The sequence below is a fragment of the Roseateles sp. 22389 genome, assembly GCF_052044995.1.
Taxonomy (GTDB): Bacteria; Pseudomonadota; Gammaproteobacteria; order Burkholderiales; family Burkholderiaceae_C; genus Roseateles.
In genome coordinates this window covers 50051-68563 of sequence record NZ_JBQEOF010000004.1, presented here as the reverse complement: position 1 = coordinate 68563, position 18513 = coordinate 50051, and the positions used below count along the sequence as shown (strand labels likewise).

The 18513-nt window shown below is 69.7% G+C and carries 16 protein-coding genes; 4 read left to right on the top strand and 12 right to left on the bottom strand.

The genetic code is table 11. The features are described 5' to 3' along the window. Window positions 1-12: 12 nt before the first annotated feature. Both ACTJKJ_RS07150 and ACTJKJ_RS07145 read right to left on the bottom strand, forming a co-directional pair. Entirely contained in the window at window positions 13-1950 is a 1938-nt protein-coding gene (locus ACTJKJ_RS07150; protein ID WP_440820168.1) for a diguanylate cyclase domain-containing protein, read from the bottom strand. A gap of 429 nt (window positions 1951-2379) precedes the next feature. After that, window positions 2380-2808, bottom strand: coding sequence for a hypothetical protein (locus ACTJKJ_RS07145; protein WP_440819997.1), 429 nt, complete (start codon window positions 2806-2808; stop codon window positions 2380-2382). Window positions 2809-3243: 435 nt separating this feature from the next. Between ACTJKJ_RS07145 and chrA the strand changes: the two genes are divergently transcribed. Continuing rightward, entirely contained in the window at window positions 3244-4617 is a 1374-nt protein-coding gene (gene chrA, locus ACTJKJ_RS07140) for a chromate efflux transporter (protein ID WP_440819996.1), read from the top strand. Here the strand turns inward: chrA and ACTJKJ_RS07135 are convergent. Then, on the bottom strand, window positions 4562-5035 hold the full coding sequence (locus ACTJKJ_RS07135) for a MerR family transcriptional regulator (protein ID WP_440819995.1): 474 nt from the start codon (window positions 5033-5035) through the stop codon (window positions 4562-4564). The genes chrA and ACTJKJ_RS07135 overlap by 56 nt on opposite strands. A 92-nt stretch (window positions 5036-5127) precedes the next feature. Between ACTJKJ_RS07135 and ACTJKJ_RS07130 the strand changes: the two genes are divergently transcribed. From ACTJKJ_RS07130 to ACTJKJ_RS07120, 3 genes are all read left to right on the top strand, one after another. Further along, window positions 5128-6384: an NADH:flavin oxidoreductase/NADH oxidase family protein gene (locus tag ACTJKJ_RS07130; RefSeq protein WP_440819994.1), complete on the top strand. Its 1257-nt coding sequence runs from the start codon at window positions 5128-5130 to the stop codon at window positions 6382-6384. Between the two features lie 228 nt (window positions 6385-6612). Continuing rightward, complete coding sequence (locus tag ACTJKJ_RS07125; protein WP_440819993.1) at window positions 6613-7953, top strand: 3-deoxy-D-arabino-heptulosonate 7-phosphate synthase; 1341 nt, start codon at window positions 6613-6615, stop codon at window positions 7951-7953. Between the two features lie 151 nt (window positions 7954-8104). Then, window positions 8105-9121 (top strand): 5'-nucleotidase, lipoprotein e(P4) family, encoded by a 1017-nt coding sequence (locus ACTJKJ_RS07120; protein ID WP_440819992.1) that lies wholly within the window; start codon window positions 8105-8107, stop codon window positions 9119-9121. A 58-nt stretch (window positions 9122-9179) separates the two neighbouring features. Here ACTJKJ_RS07120 and ggt read toward each other — a convergent pair whose 3' ends face one another. From ggt to ACTJKJ_RS07075, 9 genes are all read right to left on the bottom strand, one after another. Beyond that, window positions 9180-10799 carry a gamma-glutamyltransferase gene (gene ggt / locus ACTJKJ_RS07115; RefSeq protein ID WP_440820167.1) on the bottom strand — a complete coding sequence of 540 codons (1620 nt, stop codon included), beginning with the start codon at window positions 10797-10799 and terminating at the stop codon, window positions 9180-9182. Between the two features lie 196 nt (window positions 10800-10995). Further along, complete coding sequence (locus ACTJKJ_RS07110; protein ID WP_440819991.1) at window positions 10996-11484, bottom strand: DUF1178 family protein; 489 nt, start codon at window positions 11482-11484, stop codon at window positions 10996-10998. A 12-nt stretch (window positions 11485-11496) separates the two neighbouring features. Beyond that, a complete protein-coding gene (locus ACTJKJ_RS07105; RefSeq protein ID WP_440819990.1) occupies window positions 11497-12156 on the bottom strand; it encodes an NUDIX domain-containing protein in 660 nt (219 codons plus the stop codon). Next, window positions 12137-12472 (bottom strand): DUF2818 family protein, encoded by a 336-nt coding sequence (locus tag ACTJKJ_RS07100; RefSeq protein WP_091724290.1) that lies wholly within the window; start codon window positions 12470-12472, stop codon window positions 12137-12139. Before ACTJKJ_RS07100 ends, ACTJKJ_RS07105 begins: the two co-directional genes overlap by 20 nt. Window positions 12473-12494: 22 nt before the next feature. Next, window positions 12495-13976 (bottom strand): NADH-quinone oxidoreductase subunit NuoN, encoded by a 1482-nt coding sequence (nuoN, locus tag ACTJKJ_RS07095; RefSeq protein ID WP_147240855.1) that lies wholly within the window; start codon window positions 13974-13976, stop codon window positions 12495-12497. 12 nt (window positions 13977-13988) lie between these two features. Continuing rightward, window positions 13989-15458, bottom strand: a complete 1470-nt coding sequence (locus ACTJKJ_RS07090) for an NADH-quinone oxidoreductase subunit M (RefSeq protein ID WP_440819989.1) — start codon at window positions 15456-15458, stop codon at window positions 13989-13991. 18 nt (window positions 15459-15476) lie between these two features. Further along, window positions 15477-17525: an NADH-quinone oxidoreductase subunit L gene (gene nuoL / locus ACTJKJ_RS07085; RefSeq protein WP_091724287.1), complete on the bottom strand. Its 2049-nt coding sequence runs from the start codon at window positions 17523-17525 to the stop codon at window positions 15477-15479. Between the two features lie 20 nt (window positions 17526-17545). Continuing rightward, on the bottom strand, window positions 17546-17857 hold the full coding sequence (gene nuoK, locus ACTJKJ_RS07080; RefSeq protein WP_067273420.1) for an NADH-quinone oxidoreductase subunit NuoK: 312 nt from the start codon (window positions 17855-17857) through the stop codon (window positions 17546-17548). After that, window positions 17857-18498 carry an NADH-quinone oxidoreductase subunit J gene (locus ACTJKJ_RS07075; protein ID WP_183479065.1) on the bottom strand — a complete coding sequence of 214 codons (642 nt, stop codon included), beginning with the start codon at window positions 18496-18498 and terminating at the stop codon, window positions 17857-17859. The genes nuoK and ACTJKJ_RS07075 overlap by 1 nt, the downstream gene beginning before the upstream one ends. Window positions 18499-18513 lie beyond the last annotated feature (15 nt).

The following is an 18513-nucleotide window of genomic DNA, read 5'->3' as shown; positions in this document are numbered from 1 at the left end:
GCCCTCCCCGCCTCAGCCCGCCACCACCCGTCCCTTGCCGTCGCGCTTGCCGCGCAGCATCTCGTGGTCCGCGCGCTCGATGAGTTCCTGCGCGCCGGTCGTGTCGTCGGGCGAGAACACCGCGACGCCGACGGTCGCGCCCACCGCGACGATCGCGCCGGAACTCAGCGTCACCGGCTCGCCGATGGCGTCGACGACGCGCGCCAGCACCGGCCGCCAGTCGTCGCCGTCCACACAGGTCAGCACCAGCACGAACTCGTCCCCGCCCAGGCGCGCCGCCGTGTCCAGCGGCCGGATGTGGGCCAGCAGCCGCCTCGCCACGGTCTCCAGCAACTGGTCGCCGGCGTCGTGCCCGTGCTCGTCGTTGACGGCCTTGAAGCCGTCCAGGTCCAGGTAGCAGATCGCCACCCGCTTGCGTTCCCGCCGCGCCACCCCCAGCGCCTGCTCGATCCGGTCGTGCAGCAGCACGCGGTTGGGCAGCTGCGTCAGCGCGTCGTGGAAGGCCGCGTGCGCCAGGTGCTCATGCGCCGCCTTCATCGGCGTGATGTCCACCGCCATCGCGAAGATCTCGGTGACCGACAGCGGCGCCGCGCCGAAGTCCACCCACACCGCCTCGCCGCCCTTGCTGCGCATCCGGATCTGCGACCGGTAGTGGCCGTGCTCAGCCAGCGCCGAATACACCTGCCGCCCGACCTCCTCGTACTGCGCGTCGTCCCAGTAAAAGACCCGCGCCGGCGCGCCCTGCAGCTCGCCGGGCCCGTAGCCGAGGATGCGTTCCAGCGCGCGATTGCGCCAGGTGATGGTGCGGTGCTCGATCTTGGCCATGGCCACCAGGTCGCTGTCGAGCATCGCCGCCTGCTCGCGCTGCAGACGCCGCGCCTGGGTGACGTCGCGCCCCGACGAGAACACGTAAAGCTCTCCACGAATCTCGGTGACGCTGAGCTGCAGTTCGACGTCGATCACCTGGCCGTCGTCCCGGCGATGCTGCACGTCCACGCGCTGCCGGTCTCCCGCCTTGATCTTCGCCAGCCAGGCATTGATCGCGGTCTCGTCCTGGTTGACGTCCCAGCTGCCGACGTGGCGCCCCATCAGCGAGGCGCGGCTGGACTTGAGCATCTCCGCGAAGGAGTCGCTCATCTCCACCAGCCGCCCTCGCCCGTCGATGATGTGGATCCCATCCGCCGAGACCCGCATCAGCGCCTGGATGCGCTTGCCCTGCTCGGCCAGCGCCGTCATGGCCTGCTCCTCGCGGCGGTTGGCGCGCCGCACATGCCAGGTGGCCAGCGCCACCAGCAGCCAGGCCAGCGCCGCCAGGGACGCCACCGTCCAGGCCTGTTCCCGCCAGGGCTTGAAGAAGCGCTCGTTGTTCACGCCCGCATAAACGACGAAGGGCCAGTGGTCGAGCGCCCGATAGGCGCTGGTGCGGTCGCGGCCGTCGATGCTCACCGTGGTGACCACGCTGCCCTGGCGGGGATTCGCCGCCAGCATCTCGCGCATCCGCGCCGAGACCTTCGTGTCGCCGACCTCGCCCTGCACCGGACTGCCCGGCGCGATGCGCGCGACCAGCCGCAGGTCGTCGCGGCGCAGCGTCATCGCGTCCAGCGGCGCCAGCTCGTAGCGCTCGAAGAGATGGCGGAAGTGGTCGACGCCGACGCTCACGTAGAGGACGCCCGCGAAGCGGCCCCGCACGACCAGCGGCCGCACGAACGCCACCACCCAGTTGCCGGACACCCGCGAGACCAGCGGACCGGTCACCAGCGTCTTGGGCTCGGCCAGCGCGCGCGCCTGGAGGAAGTAGTCGCGGTCATGGACGNCGGGCAGGCGCGTGCCCCAGCGGACCTCGCCGCTGGCGTCGGCGGCGCGGAAGGCCTCGATGCCGTGCAGCAGGCCGAAGCGCGCATGCAGCACCTCGTTGAGCACCGCGTCGGGGGCGCCGCCGGGCGCGGCCATCAGCCGTTCGAGCTCGGCGCCGGTGGCGCGCAGCACCGCGTCCACGCGGCCGATCTCGGCCTCGACGTTGAGCTGCGCGACGGCGGCCAGGCCTTCGGCGACATCGCGCGCCTGCGTCGCGTAGGTGCGATGGGACGCGTCCAGCACATGCCAGACCAGCGCCGCGAGCACGAGCGCGACGGTCAGGTTGGCACCGACGAGCCAGGCCGTCATGCGACGCCGGCGTTTGGCGGCACCGTCGACAAGGAGTTGCGGATCGGTCAGCGGCATGGCTTGCGAAGCATCGGCTCCGGCGCGCCGGGCGGGCGCTGAGCCCTGTCCCGGCTGGTCTCCCTGCGAGGTGGCCGGTCCCGTGGCCGGCCTCAGGGCCAGTCTACTGAGCCCCGGCCCTGTGACGCGATGCCCGTAAACCCGGGAATGCGGGGGGTGTCACAGCCCCTCCATCGCCCGTTCCTGGGCCTTGTCCTTGAGCGTGCCGCCCTTGGGCGCGAGCAACTCCCGCGCATTGGGGATGCCGGAGCCGGCCTGCTCGGGCGGCGGCGGGGCCTTGTAGGCCGGCATCACCGACACCGTGCCGCCCTTGACCTTCTGCTCGGCGCTGCCGCGCGGGCAGGCCTCGTTGGTGTAGAGCACCTGGCCGTCGACGACGCAGCGGCGCACACCGCCCGGGGACGGCGCCGAACCGCCACTGGGCCCCGCCGGCGTGTCGTTGCCGGTGTGCAGCGTCGGCAGCTCGACCTTGCCGGCCTGGCGCTCCAGCTGGCGCGTGGCATCGCGCAGGAACGGGATCTCGTCGCGCTTCTTCCAGCCGATGACGCCGAGCACCACGACGATGATGATGAGCAGCACTGCCCGCATGAAATCTTCTCCCTGATGTCGCGCACTGCGGCGCGTTGGTTGGCGGCCGGTCCGCGCGGGACCGGCATGGCGGCCCGCCCACGCGGTCCGGCGGCTGCGCATGATATCGACGGCCCCGGTCAGCCGGCAGTCCGCACGATGCGCTGAACGGACGCTACGGCCGCCCACCGCAACGCCGCTTGCAGCGCCGAGGCGCAGCGCGGACGCCTATCGTCCGGGTTCCAGGCCGCGACGGGATCGCGGTCGACAACACGCTGCCCTACCCCGCGCGACTGCCTCAAGAGACCCCCTCGCCCCCTTCGGTTGGGGGTGAGGGGGCATCGAAGTACACCGGTGGTGTCCTTCGCCGAGCCCCCTCACCCTCCCCTCTCCCCGAGGGGAGAGGGAATGCCGGTGAGATGGCAAGGTGGGTGCAGAGAATGGCATCCTCCGCGCATGACTCATCCGGCTGATCCCACCAGCGTGCCTGATTCCTCCCCGGACCGCCCCGCCCCCGTCTCCTTCCGGGAAGCCTTCCTCTTCTGGCTGAAGCTGGGCTTCATCAGCTTCGGTGGCCCGGCCGGGCAGATCGCGATCATGCATGCCGAGCTGGTCGAGCGTCGCCGCTGGATCAGCGAGCGGCGCTTCCTGCATGCGCTCAACTACTGCATGCTGCTGCCCGGCCCCGAGGCCCAGCAGCTCGCCACCTACATCGGCTGGCTGATGCACCGTGGCTGGGGCGGCATCGTCGCCGGCGGACTCTTCGTGCTGCCGTCTCTGTTCATCCTCGTCGCGCTGTCGTGGATCTACGTCGCCTTCGGCGCGCTGCCGGCGGTCGCGGGGATCTTCTACGGGATCAAGCCCGCGGTCACCGCGCTCGTGCTGCACGCGGCCCACCGCATCGGCCGTCGCGTGCTGCGCAACGGCTGGCTGTGGAGCATCGCGGTCGCGGCGCTGGTGGCGATCCTCCTGGACCTGCCCTTCCCGCTCATCGTGCTGGGCGCCGGGATCGCCGGCGCGATCGGCGCGCGCTTCGCGCCGCAGGTGTTCTCGCCCGGCGCCGCGCACGCCGCCGCGCAGGCCGGCTACGGCCCGGCGCTGATCGACGACGACACCCCGACGCCCCCGCACGCCCGCTTCACCCGCGCTCGCCTCGCCCGGGTGCTGATCGTGGGCCTGGGGCTGTGGCTCGCCGCGATGGGCGCCTTGATCGCCGTGTATGGGCTCGACGGCGCGTTCACGCAGATGGGGCTGTTCTTCACCAAGGCCGCGCTGATGACCTTCGGCGGCGCCTACGCGGTGCTGCCCTACGTCGTGCAGGGCGCCGTCGAGCACCACCACTGGGCCACCGGGCCGCAGATGATCGATGGCCTGGCGCTGGGCGAGACCACGCCGGGGCCGCTCATCATGGTGGTCGCCTTCGTCGGATTCCTGGGCGGATGGAAAGAACAGGTCTTCGGACCGGACGCGCTCTTCGCCGCCGGTGCCGCGGCGGCGACGCTGGTCACCTGCTTCACCTTCCTCCCCTCCTTCGTCTTCGTGCTGGCCGGCGGCCCGGTCATCGAGGCGACCCACGGCGACCTGCGCCTGACCGCGCCGCTGACCGCGATCACCGCGGCCGTGGTGGGCGTGATCGTCAACCTGGCGCTGTTCTTCGCGAGCCACGTGTTCTGGCCGCAGGGGCTGGGCGGCCCCTTCGACGCCACGTCCGCGCTGATCGCTGCCGGCGCGGCGATCGCGCTGTTCCGCTTCAAGTGGGGCGTGATCCCGCTGCTCAGCGCATGCGGCGCGATCGGGCTCGCGCTGGCGCTGGCGATGCCGGCGGCGTGACGGCGGCGGCCTCGAGCGCCTCGCCCATCGACGCCAGGAAGCCTTCCCGGTCGAAGCACTGCCCCTGGGCCCAGTTCTCCTCGCAGGTCCGGCCCAGCCGCTCCAGCTCCGCATCCTGCGCGTCGAGTTCGGCGCGCATGCGGGCGATCTCCTCGCGCCGCCGCTTCAGGCTGGCCTGCACCAGTTCATGCGGCAGCCGGCCATCCACTTCCTGCGCCAGCGCCTGCCGGATGCCGTCGAGCGAGAAACCCAGCCGCTGCGACAGCTGGATGAACTGCAGCCGCTGCAGCGTCTCCGGGCCGTACTCGCGATAACCGTTCAAGCCGCGCTCGCCCTCCGGCAGCAGCCCGCTCGCTTCATAGAACCGGATCGCCGAGGGCTTGATCCCGAGCTGTTTCGCCAGTTCCCCAATCCGCATTCAAAACCCCTTGACCTTCAACTCGGCTTGAAGCTTACGCTGGCGGGCTTCTCCCTTTCAAACCGCCCCTTTCTCCGGGCGAGTCCATGTCCATGTCGATCGCTGCCTCCTCCGCCCTGCACCTGCCGCTGGTCCTGCCGAACGGCCAGACCTTGAAGAACCGCATCGCGAAGGCCGCGATGGAAGAGATGCTGGCGGAGCCCGGCCAAGTGCCCGGCGCCCACAGCCAGGCGCTCTACCGCCGCTGGGCCGAAGGCGGCGCCGGGCTGCTGATCACCGGCAACGTCATGGTCGCGCCCGACGCGCTGACCAGCCCCGGCGGCCTGGTGCTCGAGGCCGGCACGCCGCTGGACGCCTACCGGGCCTGGGCCCGCGCCGCGCAGGCCGGCGGCACCAAGGTCTGGATGCAGATCAACCACCCAGGTCGACAGGTGTTCGCGGCACTGGGCAATCCGGGCTACGCGCCGTCCGAGGTCGCGCTCGAGATGGGCAAGCACGGCAAGCTGTTCGCACCGGTCCGCGCGCTGACCGCCGCCGAGATCGGCGCCATCGTGCACCGCTTCGCCGACACCGCCCGCGCCGCGCGCGAGGCCGGCTTCAACGGCGTGCAGGTCCATGCCGCCCATGGCTACCTGCTGTCGCAGTTCCTGTCGCCGCTGGCCAACCGCCGCGACGATGGCTACGGCGGCCCGATCGCCCACCGCGCCCGCCTGCTCATCGAGGTCGTGCGGGCCGTCAAGGCCGCCGGTGGCCCCGGCTTCGCCATCTCGGTGAAGCTCAACAGCGCCGACTTCCAGCGCGGCGGCTTCGACGAGGCCGACGCCCGCGCGGTCGTGGAGATGCTGAACGCCGAAGGCATCGACCTGCTCGAACTGTCCGGCGGCAGCTACGAGAGCCCCGCGATGCAGGGCCGCACCGCCGACGGTCGCACGCTGGCGCGCGAGGCCTATTTCCTGGAGTTCGCGCAAGACCTGGCCCGGCACGCAGGCATGCCGGTGATGACGACCGGCGGCATCCGCCGGCGCGCCGTCGCCGAACGCGTGCTGGCGGGCGGGATCGCGGTGGTCGGGCTGGGCACCGCGCTCGCGTACGAGCCGGACCTGCCGACGCGCTGGATCAGCGCCGAGGCGGTCGCCGAGCCCGTCGCCGTGACCTGGAAGAACAAGGTGCTGGGCAGCCTCGCGACGATGGCGCTGGCACGGCGGCAGCTGGCGCGCATGGCCTCGGGCGCATCACCGTCGCGGCGCCTGTCGCCGCTGGTGACCTTGCTGATGGACCAGTGGCGCGCCTCGCGGCTCACGCGGCGCTATCGCGCCTGGCGGGCGGCCACGGCCGTGCCGCAGCGCTGATCGGAGCGACGGGGCCAGGCGCCCCCCCACGGACCCGCAAGAGCCCGCACGGGTCCGCACAGGGAAGCATCGCGGCGCGCGAGCCGTACACAATGGCGGCCTCGACCTCCTTCGCCGCCTGTTCGGCGCCTGCTCGTCGCCATGTCGTCTCCTTCGCCCCCTGTCCCTCCGACGCTCTCCCCGTCGCGCCCGGATCCGGCGCCACTCCCTCGGGAAATCGCGGACCGGTTGCAGCGCGCCGCCCGCCGCTTCCGCACGCCAGCGTTGCTGGAATCGCTCGACGAGGCCCGCGCCTGCGACAGCGCGACCGCACTCGCCACCGCGATCGAGCGCGCGCGGCAGGCCCTGGACGCCGGCTCGGCACCAGGCGGCGATGTTCGCGCACTGTTCCTCGACGCCCTTGCGCGGCACATCGCCGAGGCCATGCGGCCGGAGCACGGCGATGCCGCGCTCCAGGCGATGGTGCTGCGCCATCGCTCGCCCGCCGTGCGGGAGTTCGCCTCGCTCAATGCGCATGCGGAGGCGGACCGGCGGCAGATCCGTTCGGCGGCCAATGCGCTGGCCCATCCGGCGAAGCTGCAGGACCAGCCCGCCGGCGAGATCCGGGATGGCCTGCAACGCATGCGGCAGGCGAGCGCCGCGGCGGACTGGTCCGACGTCGACGACGCGATCATGGACCTCCTGGGCTTGCCCGAGGTGCAGGACGAGCCGGTGCTGTTTCGCAACCTGGAGCGGATCGTCAGCGATGACGCGCTCAGGCGCCTGTGCCGGATCGAGGCGTTGGCCCAGCAGGACGAGGTGCAGCGATATCGCGCGCTATGGGCACGGCAAGGCCCCGCGGCGGGCACCGGGCAGGCCACCTCGGCCGGCAGCGACGCGCAGCGCCGCGGCGACGCCGTGGAAGCGCTTGCCGCGCAGGCGCTCGAGGTCCTGGCCGCGCGTCTGAATGCGGAAGAGGACCCGCCGCGCTATCGCGTGGCGACTTCCTTGAAGGTGCCGTCGTCCATCCCCGGCGATCCGCGGCGCGCCAAGAGCGAGTGGGATGTCGCCCTGCTGCGGCGCCACGACGCCGGTACCTGGGACCTGCTCCTGCTGGTCGAGGCCAAGGCCTCGGCCGATGCCGCGACCACCGACCTGCCCCGGCTCCTGCGCGGCCTGCGACTGCTGGCGCAGGCGGACCCGCAGTCGACCTATGCCTTCGCCTCGCATCAAGGCGAGATCCCCCTGCGGGGCGCCTCGCTGCGCGCCCTGCCGACCGAGGAGGACGACCTGGCCCGCGCGGTGCTCTATTGCAGCGACTCGCCGGCCGAGCAGGCGCCGCGGCTGCTCAGCGCCGCGAGCCGCATGCAGTTGCTGTCGACACCGGCGAGCCTGGACTTCGCCGACCGGCTCGAGCGCGGCGTCCCGGTGGAACCCCGCCAGCTCAAGGCGGTCTGGGACCAACTGCTGACGGCGCCCGCCTTCAAGCCAGTGCTGCGCCAGCATGCGACGCTGCGGACCGTGCGCGAGCTCATGCTCCATCCGAGCGACCTGATGGCGGTGGCCCAGGACACGCCGGACTCGACCTAGTCCACCGACCGTGCAGCCCCGGACTGCGAAACAATCCCGCGATCCCGCGATCCCGCGATCCCGCAGCCCCGCCCTGCACCTCCGCACCTCCGCACCTCCGCACTTCCGCGATCCCGCGATCCCGCGTTTCCAACCGAGAGAACGACCCGCCATGCCCCGCGCCTTCCTGCCCTCCTTCGCCCGGCGACTGCCGAGCCGGTCGACCTGCCTGGCCGCCTTGGCCGGCCTCACCTGCCTGACCGGCCTGGCCGTGTCGCCCGCCGCCGTCGCCCAGCCGGTGATGGCGCGCGAGAACCTCAACGCCACGCTCTGGTTCCAGACCGCGGTCGAACGCCAGGCCGCCACGCTGGCGGTCTACCGCGCCGCGACCGCCCGCCTGGGCGCGGCGCGTCGGGCCACGCGCGAGACGGCCTCGCTGGAACAGGCGGCGCAGGGCGGCTTCTCGCGCAAGCCGCCGGCCATCGTGCTGGACGTGGACGAGACCGTGCTCGACAACTCGCCCTATGAGGCCTGGCAGATCCGCGACGGGCGCAGCTACGAGGAAAGCAGCTGGGCCGCCTGGGTGGCCAGCGCCCAGGCCGCCGCCATTCCCGGCGCGCCCGAGTTCATCGCACGGGCGCGCGCGACCGGCTTCCGGGTCGTCTTCATCACCAACCGGCGTTGCCCGGCCGACGGCCCCTTCGGCCCGGACGGCCTCCACGCCGCCTGCCCGCAGAAGGCGCAGACGATCGCCAACCTGAGCCGCGTGCTCGGCCATGCGGTCGCGCCCGCCGACGTGATGCTGCGCGGCGAGCGCGCGGAATGGGCGGCCTCGGACAAGACGCCGCGCCGGGAGGCCGTCGCGCGCACGCACCGCATCGCGATGCTGGTCGGTGACGACCTGAACGACTTCGTCCCGCGCGCCCGCTACGTCGAGCAGGACCACGCCGCGCGCTGGGGCACGACCTGGGTCCCGATTCCCAATCCGACCTATGGCTCCTGGGGCGATGCGCTGTCGCTCACCCAGCGTTACGCGGCCTTGAAGCCGTGGGCCGGTCCCGCGGCCGCCGAGCCCGCTACGGCGGGCTCAATGGGCACAACGGGCTCAGCGGGCTCAGCGGGCACGGCAAACTCAGCGGGTACCGCGGCCGCGGCAGCCGCGGCGGCTTCCGCCGCCTCGGCTCAATAGCCGGATTCGATCCCCGGGCTCGATGCCCGGGTTCGATGCCCGGCCTCGACAACCGCGCTCAATAACCGGCGGCCAGCCCGGTGTTGCGGCGCGGATCGTTCGCGCCGTAGAACCGGTTGTTCCCGACCGGCTTCCCGTTCAGCGACGGCGCGCCGACGATGATCGCCGCCAGGTGGTTCGCCGGATGCGGCGCGCCCAGCTTGTGGCCCATGCCCTCGAGGATCCGGCGCGTGTCCGGCGACAGCGCGTAGGGCTCCACGTTCGTCAGGTCCGGCATCCACTGGTGGTGGAAGCGCGGCGCGTCCACCGCCTCCTGGACGGTCATGTCGTAGTCGATCGCATTGATCATCGTCTGCAGCACCGCCGTGATGATGCGGCTGCCGCCCGGCGTGCCCACCACCATCACCGGCTTGCCGTCCTTGGTCACGATGGTCGGGCTCATCGACGACAGCGGCCGCTTGCCCGGAGCGATCGCATTGGCCTCGCCCTGCACCAGGCCGTACATGTTGGGCACGCCCACCTTGGAGGTGAAGTCGTCCATCTCGTTGTTGAGCAGCACGCCGGTCTTCGCGGCGGTGACCTTGGCGCCGAACCAGTCGTTCAGCGTGTAGGTCACCGACACCGCGTTGCCCCACTTGTCGGCGATGGAGTAATGCGTGGTGTTGCTGCCCTCATGCGGCGGCACGCCCGGCTTGAGGTCCTGCGACACCCCGGCCTTGGCCGGATCGATCGCGGCGCGGATCTTGGCCGCGTAGTCCTTGTCCAGCAGCCGCTGCAGCGGGTTCTTCACGAAGTCCGGATCGCCGAGGGTGCTGTTGCGATCGACGTAGGCATGCCGCATCGCCTCGATCTGGTAATGCACGCCCTGCGCCGAGCCCCAGCCCAGCTGCCGCAGCGGATAGCCCTCCAGGATGTTGAGCATCTCGCAGATGATCACGCCGCCCGAACTCGGCGGCGGCGCCGACACGACGTGGTAGCCGCGGTAGTCGCACTCGACCGGCGCCAGCTCGCGCGTGCGGTACTGGTCCAGGTCGGCCTGCGTCAGGATGCCCTTGCCGGCCTGGCTCGACTCGACCAGCGCCTTCGCCACCCAGCCCTTGTAGAAGCCGTCGGTGCCCCTGGCCGAGACCTCACGCAGCGTCTTCGCCAGGTCCTTCTGCACCAGCTTGTCGCCGGGCTGGAAGGCCTTGCCCTTGTTCAGGAAGATCGCCGCGGACGCGGGATCGGCCTCGAAGTCCTTGGTCGCCGTCTGGAACATGTCGACGTCGCCCTGGTCCAGCGCGAAGCCGCGGTCCGCCAGCGCGACCGCCGGCGCGATCAGCGTCTGGCGCTTCATCGTCCCGTACTTCTCGCGCGCGTACTCGAGGCCCGACACCGTGCCCGGCACGCCCACCGCCAGGTGGCCGTGCGTGCTCAGGCCCTTGACGACGTTGCCGTCCTTGTCCAGGTACATGTTGGCCGTGGCGGCCAGCGGCGCCTTCTCGCGGAAGTCCAGGAAGGTCTTGCGACCGTCGGCGAGCTGGATGGTCATGAAGCCGCCACCCCCCAGGTTGCCCGCGGCCGGGTACACCACCGCCAGCGCATACCCCACCGCCACCGCGGCGTCGATGGCATTGCCACCGTCCTTCAGCACGTCGACGCCGACGCGCGTGGCCAGGTGCTGCGCCGTCACCACCATCCCGTTGGGCGCGGCCACCGGCGCGGCGGAGGCCGCATACGACGGCGCGACCGGCGCGAACGCGAACGACGCGGTCGCCGCCGCGGCGCAGACAAGCAATCGGAAAGTCTTCATGAACCTGATTCCTCAACAGATGCGACCGCGCGATTCGACACCGGCCCCGGCATCGCCCGCAATCCCACGAGGCGTCAGGTCGTTACTGGAGAGGGTCTTTCAGCGCGTCGGGCACCGGCAGTGCGACGATGTCGATGCCTTCGTCCGCCAGTTCACGCGCCTCGTCGGGCGTGGCGCGACCGCGGATGCCGCGCTCCTGGGCCTCGCCGTAATGGATGCGGCGAGCCTCGGTGGCGAAGCGGTCACCGACGTCCTCGGTGTTGGCCATCAGCGTGCGCACCGCCTGGATCACCTGCTTCTGCAGTTCGGCGGCGATCACCGGCGCGCCAGGCGGCAGCGCCGGTGCGGTGGGCTCGGGGGACGGCGCCGCCGGCGCGCGCGGCCGGGCCGGCGCGGGCTCGGCGGCGGAGAGGTTCAGCCGCGGGGCGCTCGGCATCTTGTGCACCTTGGCGCTGTTGCACAGCGGGCAGCTCAGCAGACCACGCTGCTGCTGCGATTCGAAGTCGTTGGCCGACGCGAACCAGCCTTCGAAGGAATGGCCTGTCTCGCAGGCCAGGTTCAGGACCAGCATGATGGGCCGATGCTAGCGGCTCGCCGCCTCGGCCGCCGGCATCCAGTCCAAAGGCCACGCGCCGGCACGCCAGCGCTGCAGCCACAGCAGGCAGGTCAGGGTCTTGGCGTCGGTGACGCGGCCGTCGAAGGCCATGCGGTCCAGCTCGTCCTCGCCCACGGCCAGCAGGTCGAGGAACTCCTCGTCGTCCAGGCGGCGCTCGCCGGCAACCAGCCCGCGCGCGAAGAAGACCTCGATGCGCTCGTCCGAATAGGCGATCGCGTTGTGCATCACGCCGGCGTAGGCCCACTCGCGCGCGCTGTAGCCGGTCTCCTCGACCAGCTCGCGCATCGCGCAGCGCAGCGGCGGTTCCAGCGGATCCAGCTTGCCGGCGGGGAACTCCAGCACCACGCGGCCCATCGGGTAGCGGTACTGGCGCTCGAGCAGCACGCGGCCGTCGTCCAGCAGCGGCACGATCACGGCGGCGCCGGGGTGGCGGATGTACTCGCGCGTCGCTTCGCGGCCGTTGGGCAGCGCGATGCGGTCGCGCTTGGCATGAAGGAAGTTGCCCCGCAGGATCCAGTCGGAACTCAGCGGGGTCTCGCGCAGATGGGGATCGGCATCGGCCGCCGGGGGAATGCCGACCACGCCGTCGGCATCGGGGCGAAGGGCCTCAGGCAGCTTCTTCGTCATCGAACTCTCGCACCTTGGACCGCGAGCGGCGCAGGTAGCGCCACACGAAGCCCGGGAAGCCCAGCGTCACGAACAGCGCCAGCGCCGCCGCGTAGAACTCCCAGCCCTGCGGCGCGCGCTGGCCCAGCCGGGCCTCGAGCCCGAAGCCGACGGCCAGCGTCGCCAGCGCCAGCAGGAAGAGTTCCAGCAGCCGCCAGCCGGCGGCCTTGGGATCGCGGCGCGGCCCGACGAGCAGGATGCGCGAACTGAGGTAAGGCAGGTTGGCCGCGACCAGCGCGACCACCAGCACCACCCACACCGAAGCGCCCTGCTCCATCCCGGGTCCGCTCAGCGCGCGCTCAGTGCGCCAGCGCGCGGGTCACGGCCTGGCCGCACAGCGCCAGCAGGCCGCCGGGCAGCAGGCCGAAGGCCAGCACCGCGATGCCGTTGAGCGACATCACCAGGCGCGCGTCGGCCGGGGCGTTCAGCGGGGCATGGTCGGTCGGTTCATCGAAGAACATGACCTTCACGACACGCAGGTAGTAGAACGCGCCGATCAGCGACAGCACCACCGCCACCACCGCCAGCCACAGGTAGAGCGACTGGCCGGTCGTGACCATCGCCTGCAGCACGGCCAGCTTGCCGTAGAAGCCCACCGTCGGCGGGATGCCGGTCAGCGAGAACATGTAGATCGCCATCACCAGCGCATACCAGGGGCTGCGCTTGAACAGGCCGGCCAGGTCGCTGATCTGCTCGGACTCGAAGCCCTGGCGCGCCAGCAGCATGATCAGGCCGAAGCTGCCCAGCGTCGTCAGCACGTAGGTGATCGCGTAGAACATCGCCGAGCTGTAGGCATTCAGCGCATGGTTGTCCGGCTGGCCGTTCACCACGCCCGAGGCCAGACCCAGCACGACGAAGCCCATCTGCGAGATCGTCGAGTACGCCAGCATCCGCTTCAGGTTGCTCTGCGCAATCGCGGCCAGGTTGCCCACCACCAGCGAGGCCACCGCCATCACCAGCAGCATCTGCTGCCAGTCCGTGGCCAGCGGCAGCATGCCCTCCACCAGCAGGCGCAGCGCGATGCCCAGCGCGGCCAGCTTGGGCGCGCCGCCGATCAGCAGCGTCGCGGCGGTCGGCGCGCCCTGGTAGACGTCAGGCACCCACATGTGGAACGGCGCGGCGCCCAGCTTGAAGCCCAGGCCGGCGACGACGAACACGACGCCCAGCACCAGCACGCCCTTGTTGACCGTGCCGCTGGAGATCACCTCGAACACGCGCGGGATCGACAGCGAGCCGGTGGCGCCGTACATCATCGACAGGCCGTACAGCAGGAAGCCCGAGGCCAGCGCGCCCAGCACGAAGTACTTCATCGCGGCTTCGGTCGAGATGGTGTGGTCGCGGCGCAGCGCGGTCAGCGCGTACAGCGACAGGCTCATCAGCTCCAGGCCGAGGTAGATCGACAGGAAGTTGTTGGACGCCACCATCACGTTCACGCCCAGCAGCGCCAGCAGGCTCAGGGTGAACAGCTCGCCCTTGAGCATCTCGCGCGACTCGGCGTAGGGACGCGCATAGACCAGCGTGATGATCAGCGCCAGCGCGCTGACGCCGCTGAGCAGGTGGCTCAGCGGATCGACGACCAGCAGGCCCTGCATCGCCTCGGCCGGCGCGTTGCCCATCGCGGCGAAGTGCATCGCGCCCACCACCGCCAGGCTCAGCTGCGTCAGCCAGTAGGTCGGCGTGCGGCGCGGGTCGGTGACGAACAGGTCCACCAGCGCGACCACGCAGGCCAGCACCAGCAGCAGGATTTCGGGATAGACCGCGACCCAGTTCATGTCATTCATTGTGTTGGGCCCTTATTGGAGCTTGGACACCGCGACGTGCTTGAGCAGCGCGTCGACGGATGGGTGCATCACGTCGGTGAACGGCTTCGGATACACGCCCATGTAGAGCGTCGCGATCGCCAGCACGCCCAGCATCAGGAACTCGCGGCCGTTGATGTCGGTCAGGTTGCGGACGTTGTCGTTGGTCACCGCGCCGAAGTAGACGCGCTTGATCATCCACAGCGTGTAGGCCGCGCCGAAGATCAGCGCCGTGGCCGCCAGCAGGCCGATCCAGAAGTTGTGCTGCACCGAGCCCAGGATCACCATCCACTCGCCCACGAAGCCCGCGGTCGCCGGCAGGCCGCAGTTGGCCATGCCGAAGAACACCGCCAGCGCCGCGAACTTGGGCATCGTGTTGACGACGCCGCCGTAGTCGGCGATCTCACGCGAATGCACGCGGTCGTAGAGCACGCCGATGCACAGGAACATCGCGCCCGACACGAAGCCGTGCGAGATCATCTGCACCAGGCCGCCGGAGATGCCCAGCTCATTGAAGATGAAGAAGCCCAGGGTCACGAAGCCCATGTGGGCGACCGACGAATAGGCCACCAGCTTCTTCATGTCGCGCTGGACCATGGCCACCAGGCCGATGTAGATCACCGCGATCAGCGACAGGCCGATGATGAACCAGTCGTAGTGACGGGCCGCGTCAGGCGCGATCGGCAGCGAGAAGCGCAGGAAGCCGTAGGCGCCCAGCTTCAGCATGATGGCCGCCAGCACCACCGAGCCGCCGGTCGGCGCCTCCACGTGGGCGTCCGGCAACCACGTGTGCACCGGCCACATCGGCACCTTGACCGCGAAGGCCGCGAAGAAGGCGAAGAACAGCAGCGACTGCGCCGACATCGGCAGCGGCAGCTTGTGCCAGTCCAGGATCTCGAAGCTGCCCGACTGGCTGTACAGGTAGAGCAGCGCGATCAGCATCAGCAGCGAGCCCGCCAGCGTGTACAGGAAGAACTTGAAGGCCGCGTACACGCGCCGAGGTCCGCCCCAGACGCCGATGATGATGTACATCGGAATCAGCGTGGCCTCGAAGAACACGTAGAACAGCATGCCGTCCAGCGCGCAGAACACGCCGATCATCAGGCCCGACAGGATCAGGAAGGCGCCCATGTACTGGTGCACCCGCGTCTCGATCACTTCCCAGGCCGCGATCACCACGATGATCGAGATGAAGGCCGTCAGCGGCACGAACCACATCGAGATGCCATCCACGCCCAGGTGGTAGTGGATGTTGAAGCGCTCGATCCAGGACGCGTTCTCGACGAACTGCATCGCGGCGGTCGAGGTGTCGAAGCCCGAGATCAGCGGCAGCGTCACCAGGAACGACGCGATCGAGGCGACCAACGCCATCCAGCGCACCGCGCCGGCGTTGTTGTCGCGTCCGAGCGCGAGCAGCAGGCCACCGCAGACGATGGGCAGCCAGATGGAGAGACTCAGCAACATTCTTATTCTCCGCCCGCGTCACAGACCCAGCAGGGCCTTGAATTGGGGCCACATGGAAGGCCACAGCTGCCAGGTCATCAGACCCACGACACCCAGGATCATGACCAGCGCGTACCAGTACAGGTGGCCGGTCTGGATCAGGCGCACCAGGCCGGCAATGCCGCCCACCGTGCGCGCGGAGCCGTTGATCAGGACGCCGTCGATGACGCCCTGGTCGCCGGCCTTCCACAGGCCGGTGCCGAGGGCGCGGGCCGCGCGGGCCAGCACGTTCTCGTTGAACCAGTCCATGTAGTACTTGTTCTCGAGGATCGTCACGATCGGGCGGAAGGTGCGCGCGATCGCGGCCGGGATCGCCGGGCTGATCATGTAGAACCAGTAGGAGACGGCCACGCCGGCCACGGCCAGCCACAGCGGCAGCGTCTGCAGGCTGTGCAGCGCCATCGCGAAGGCGCCGTGGAACTCCTCGCCCAGCTCGTGCATCGCGTGGTGGAGCTCGTGGTTCACGACGATCGCGTCCTTGAAGAACTCGCCGTGCACCATCGGGCCGATCGTCAGGTAGCCGATCACCACCGACGGGATCGCCAGCAGGATCAGCGGCACCGTCACCACCCAGGGCGACTCGTGCGGCGTGTGGTCATGCCCGTGGCCGTGGTCGTCGTGATGGTCGTGCTCGCCCGGGAAGGGCTTGTGGTGGAAGTGTTCCTTGCCGTGGAAGACCAGGAAGTACATCCGGAAGCTGTAGAAGGCCGTCACGAAGACACCGGCCACCACCGCGAAGTAGGCGAAGCCCGCGCCCGGCAGGTGCGAGGCATGGACCGCCTCGATGATCGAGTCCTTCGAGTAGAAGCCCGAGAAGAACGGCGTGCCGATCAGCGCCAGCGAGCCCAGCAGCGAGGTGATCCAGGTGATGGGCATGTACTTGCGCAGGCCGCCCATGTTGCGGATGTCTTGGTCATGGTGCATGCCGATGATCACCGAGCCCGCGCCCAGGAACAGCAGCGCCTTGAAGAACGCGTGCGTCATCAGGTGGAACACGGCGACCGAGTAGGCCGAGGCGCCCAGCGCCACCGTCATGTAGCCCAGCTGCGACAGCGTCGAGTACGCGACCACGCGCTTGATGTCGTTCTGGATGATGCCCAGGAAGCCCATGAACAGCGCGGTGATCGCGCCGATGATCATGACGAAGTTCAGCGCGGTGTCCGACAGCTCGAACAGCGGGCTGAAGCGCGACACCATGAAGATGCCGGCCGTCACCATGGTCGCCGCGTGGATCAGCGCCGAGATCGGGGTCGGGCCTTCCATCGAGTCCGGCAGCCAGACGTGCAGCGGGAACTGCGCCGACTTGCCCATCGCGCCGATGAACAGGCAGATGCAGGCCACGCTCAGCATCATCCAGGGCTCGCCGCCGAAGGGGTTGGCGAAGCCGATCTTGGCCAGCTCGGCCGACTTGGCGAAGGTCTCGGTGTAGTTCAGCGAGCCGCCGTAGGCCACCAGCAGGCCGATGCCCAGGATGAAGCCGAAGTCGCCGACCCGGTTCACCAGGAAGGCCTTCATGTTGGCGAAGATCGCCGTCGGCTTCGTGTACCAGAAGCCGATCAGCAGGTAGGACACCAGGCCCACCGCTTCCCAGCCGAAGAACAGCTGCAGCATGTTGTTGGACATCACCAGCATCAGCATGCTGAAGGTGAACAACGAGATGTAGCTGAAGAAGCGCTGGTAGCCGGGGTCTTCCTCCATGTAGCCGATGGTGTAGATGTGCACCATCAGCGAGACGAAGGTCACCACGCACATCATCATCGCGGACAGGCCGTCGATCATGAAGCCGACTTCCATCTTCAGGCCGCCCAGCACCATCCATTCATAGACGGTCTGGTTGAAGCGCGCGCCGTCGAGCACCGCGCTCAGCGTCATCGCCGAGAGGATGAAGGCGATCAGCACGCCCAGGATGGTGACGACGTGGGCGCCGCGGCGGCCCACCTGCTTGCCGAACAGGCCCGCCACGATGGCGCCCGCCAGCGGGGCCAGCGGCACCGCCAGCAGCAGGTTCTGGGAGAGTGTTGCAGACATTGTTTTTCTCGCTTCCCTCGTCAGCCCTTGAGGGCGTCCAGCTCTTCCACGTCGATGCTGCTGCGGTTGCGGAACAGCACGACCAGGATCGCCAGGCCGATCGCCGACTCGGCGGCCGCCACGGTCAGGATGAAGAACACGAACACCTGGCCGGCCATGTCGCCCAGGTAGTGCGAGAACGCGACGAAGTTCATGTTGACCGCCAGCAGCATCAGCTCGATGGCCATCAGCAGCACGATCAGGTTCTTGCGGTTCAGGAAGATGCCGATCACCGACAGCGCGAACAGGAACGCGCCCAGGATCAGGAAGTGGTTCAGGCTCAGCGCACCCATCACGCGGCTCCTTCGTTCTTGTCAGCCGCCGCCACGGACGGGGCTTCGACGGTGGGGGCGACCTTCACGATGCGCAGGCGGTCGGCCTTCTTGACCTTGACCTGCTGCGAGGCGTCCTGGTGGCGCGAATCCTTGCGGCCGCGCAGCGTCAGCGCGATCGCCGCGATGATCGCCACCAGCAGCAGCACGGCGGCGATCTGCAGCGGGAACAGGTAATTCGTGTAGATCTCGATGCCCAGCAGCTTGGTGTTGCCGAACTGCGCCATGCCGGCGATCTCGGGCGCGTTCTCGACGCCACGGAAGCCGCCCATCAGCACGGCCGCGATCTCCAGCGCGATCAGCGCGCCGACGAGGCTGGCCACCGGCAGGTGCTTCCAGATGCTCTCGCGCACGGCGGTGGACTCGAAGTCCAGCATCATCACGACGAACAGGAAGAGCACCATGACGGCGCCGATGTAGACCAGCACCAGCGTGATAGCCAGGAACTCGGCCTTCAGCAGCATCCACAGGCAGGAGGCACTGAAGAACGACAGGATCAGGAACAGGGCCGAGTGAACGGTGCTCTTGGCCGTGATGACACGGAACGCGGAGCCCAGCAGCACGGCCGAGAAGACGAAGAACAGCGCGGTAGTGATATCCATGCGATTTCCTGCAAG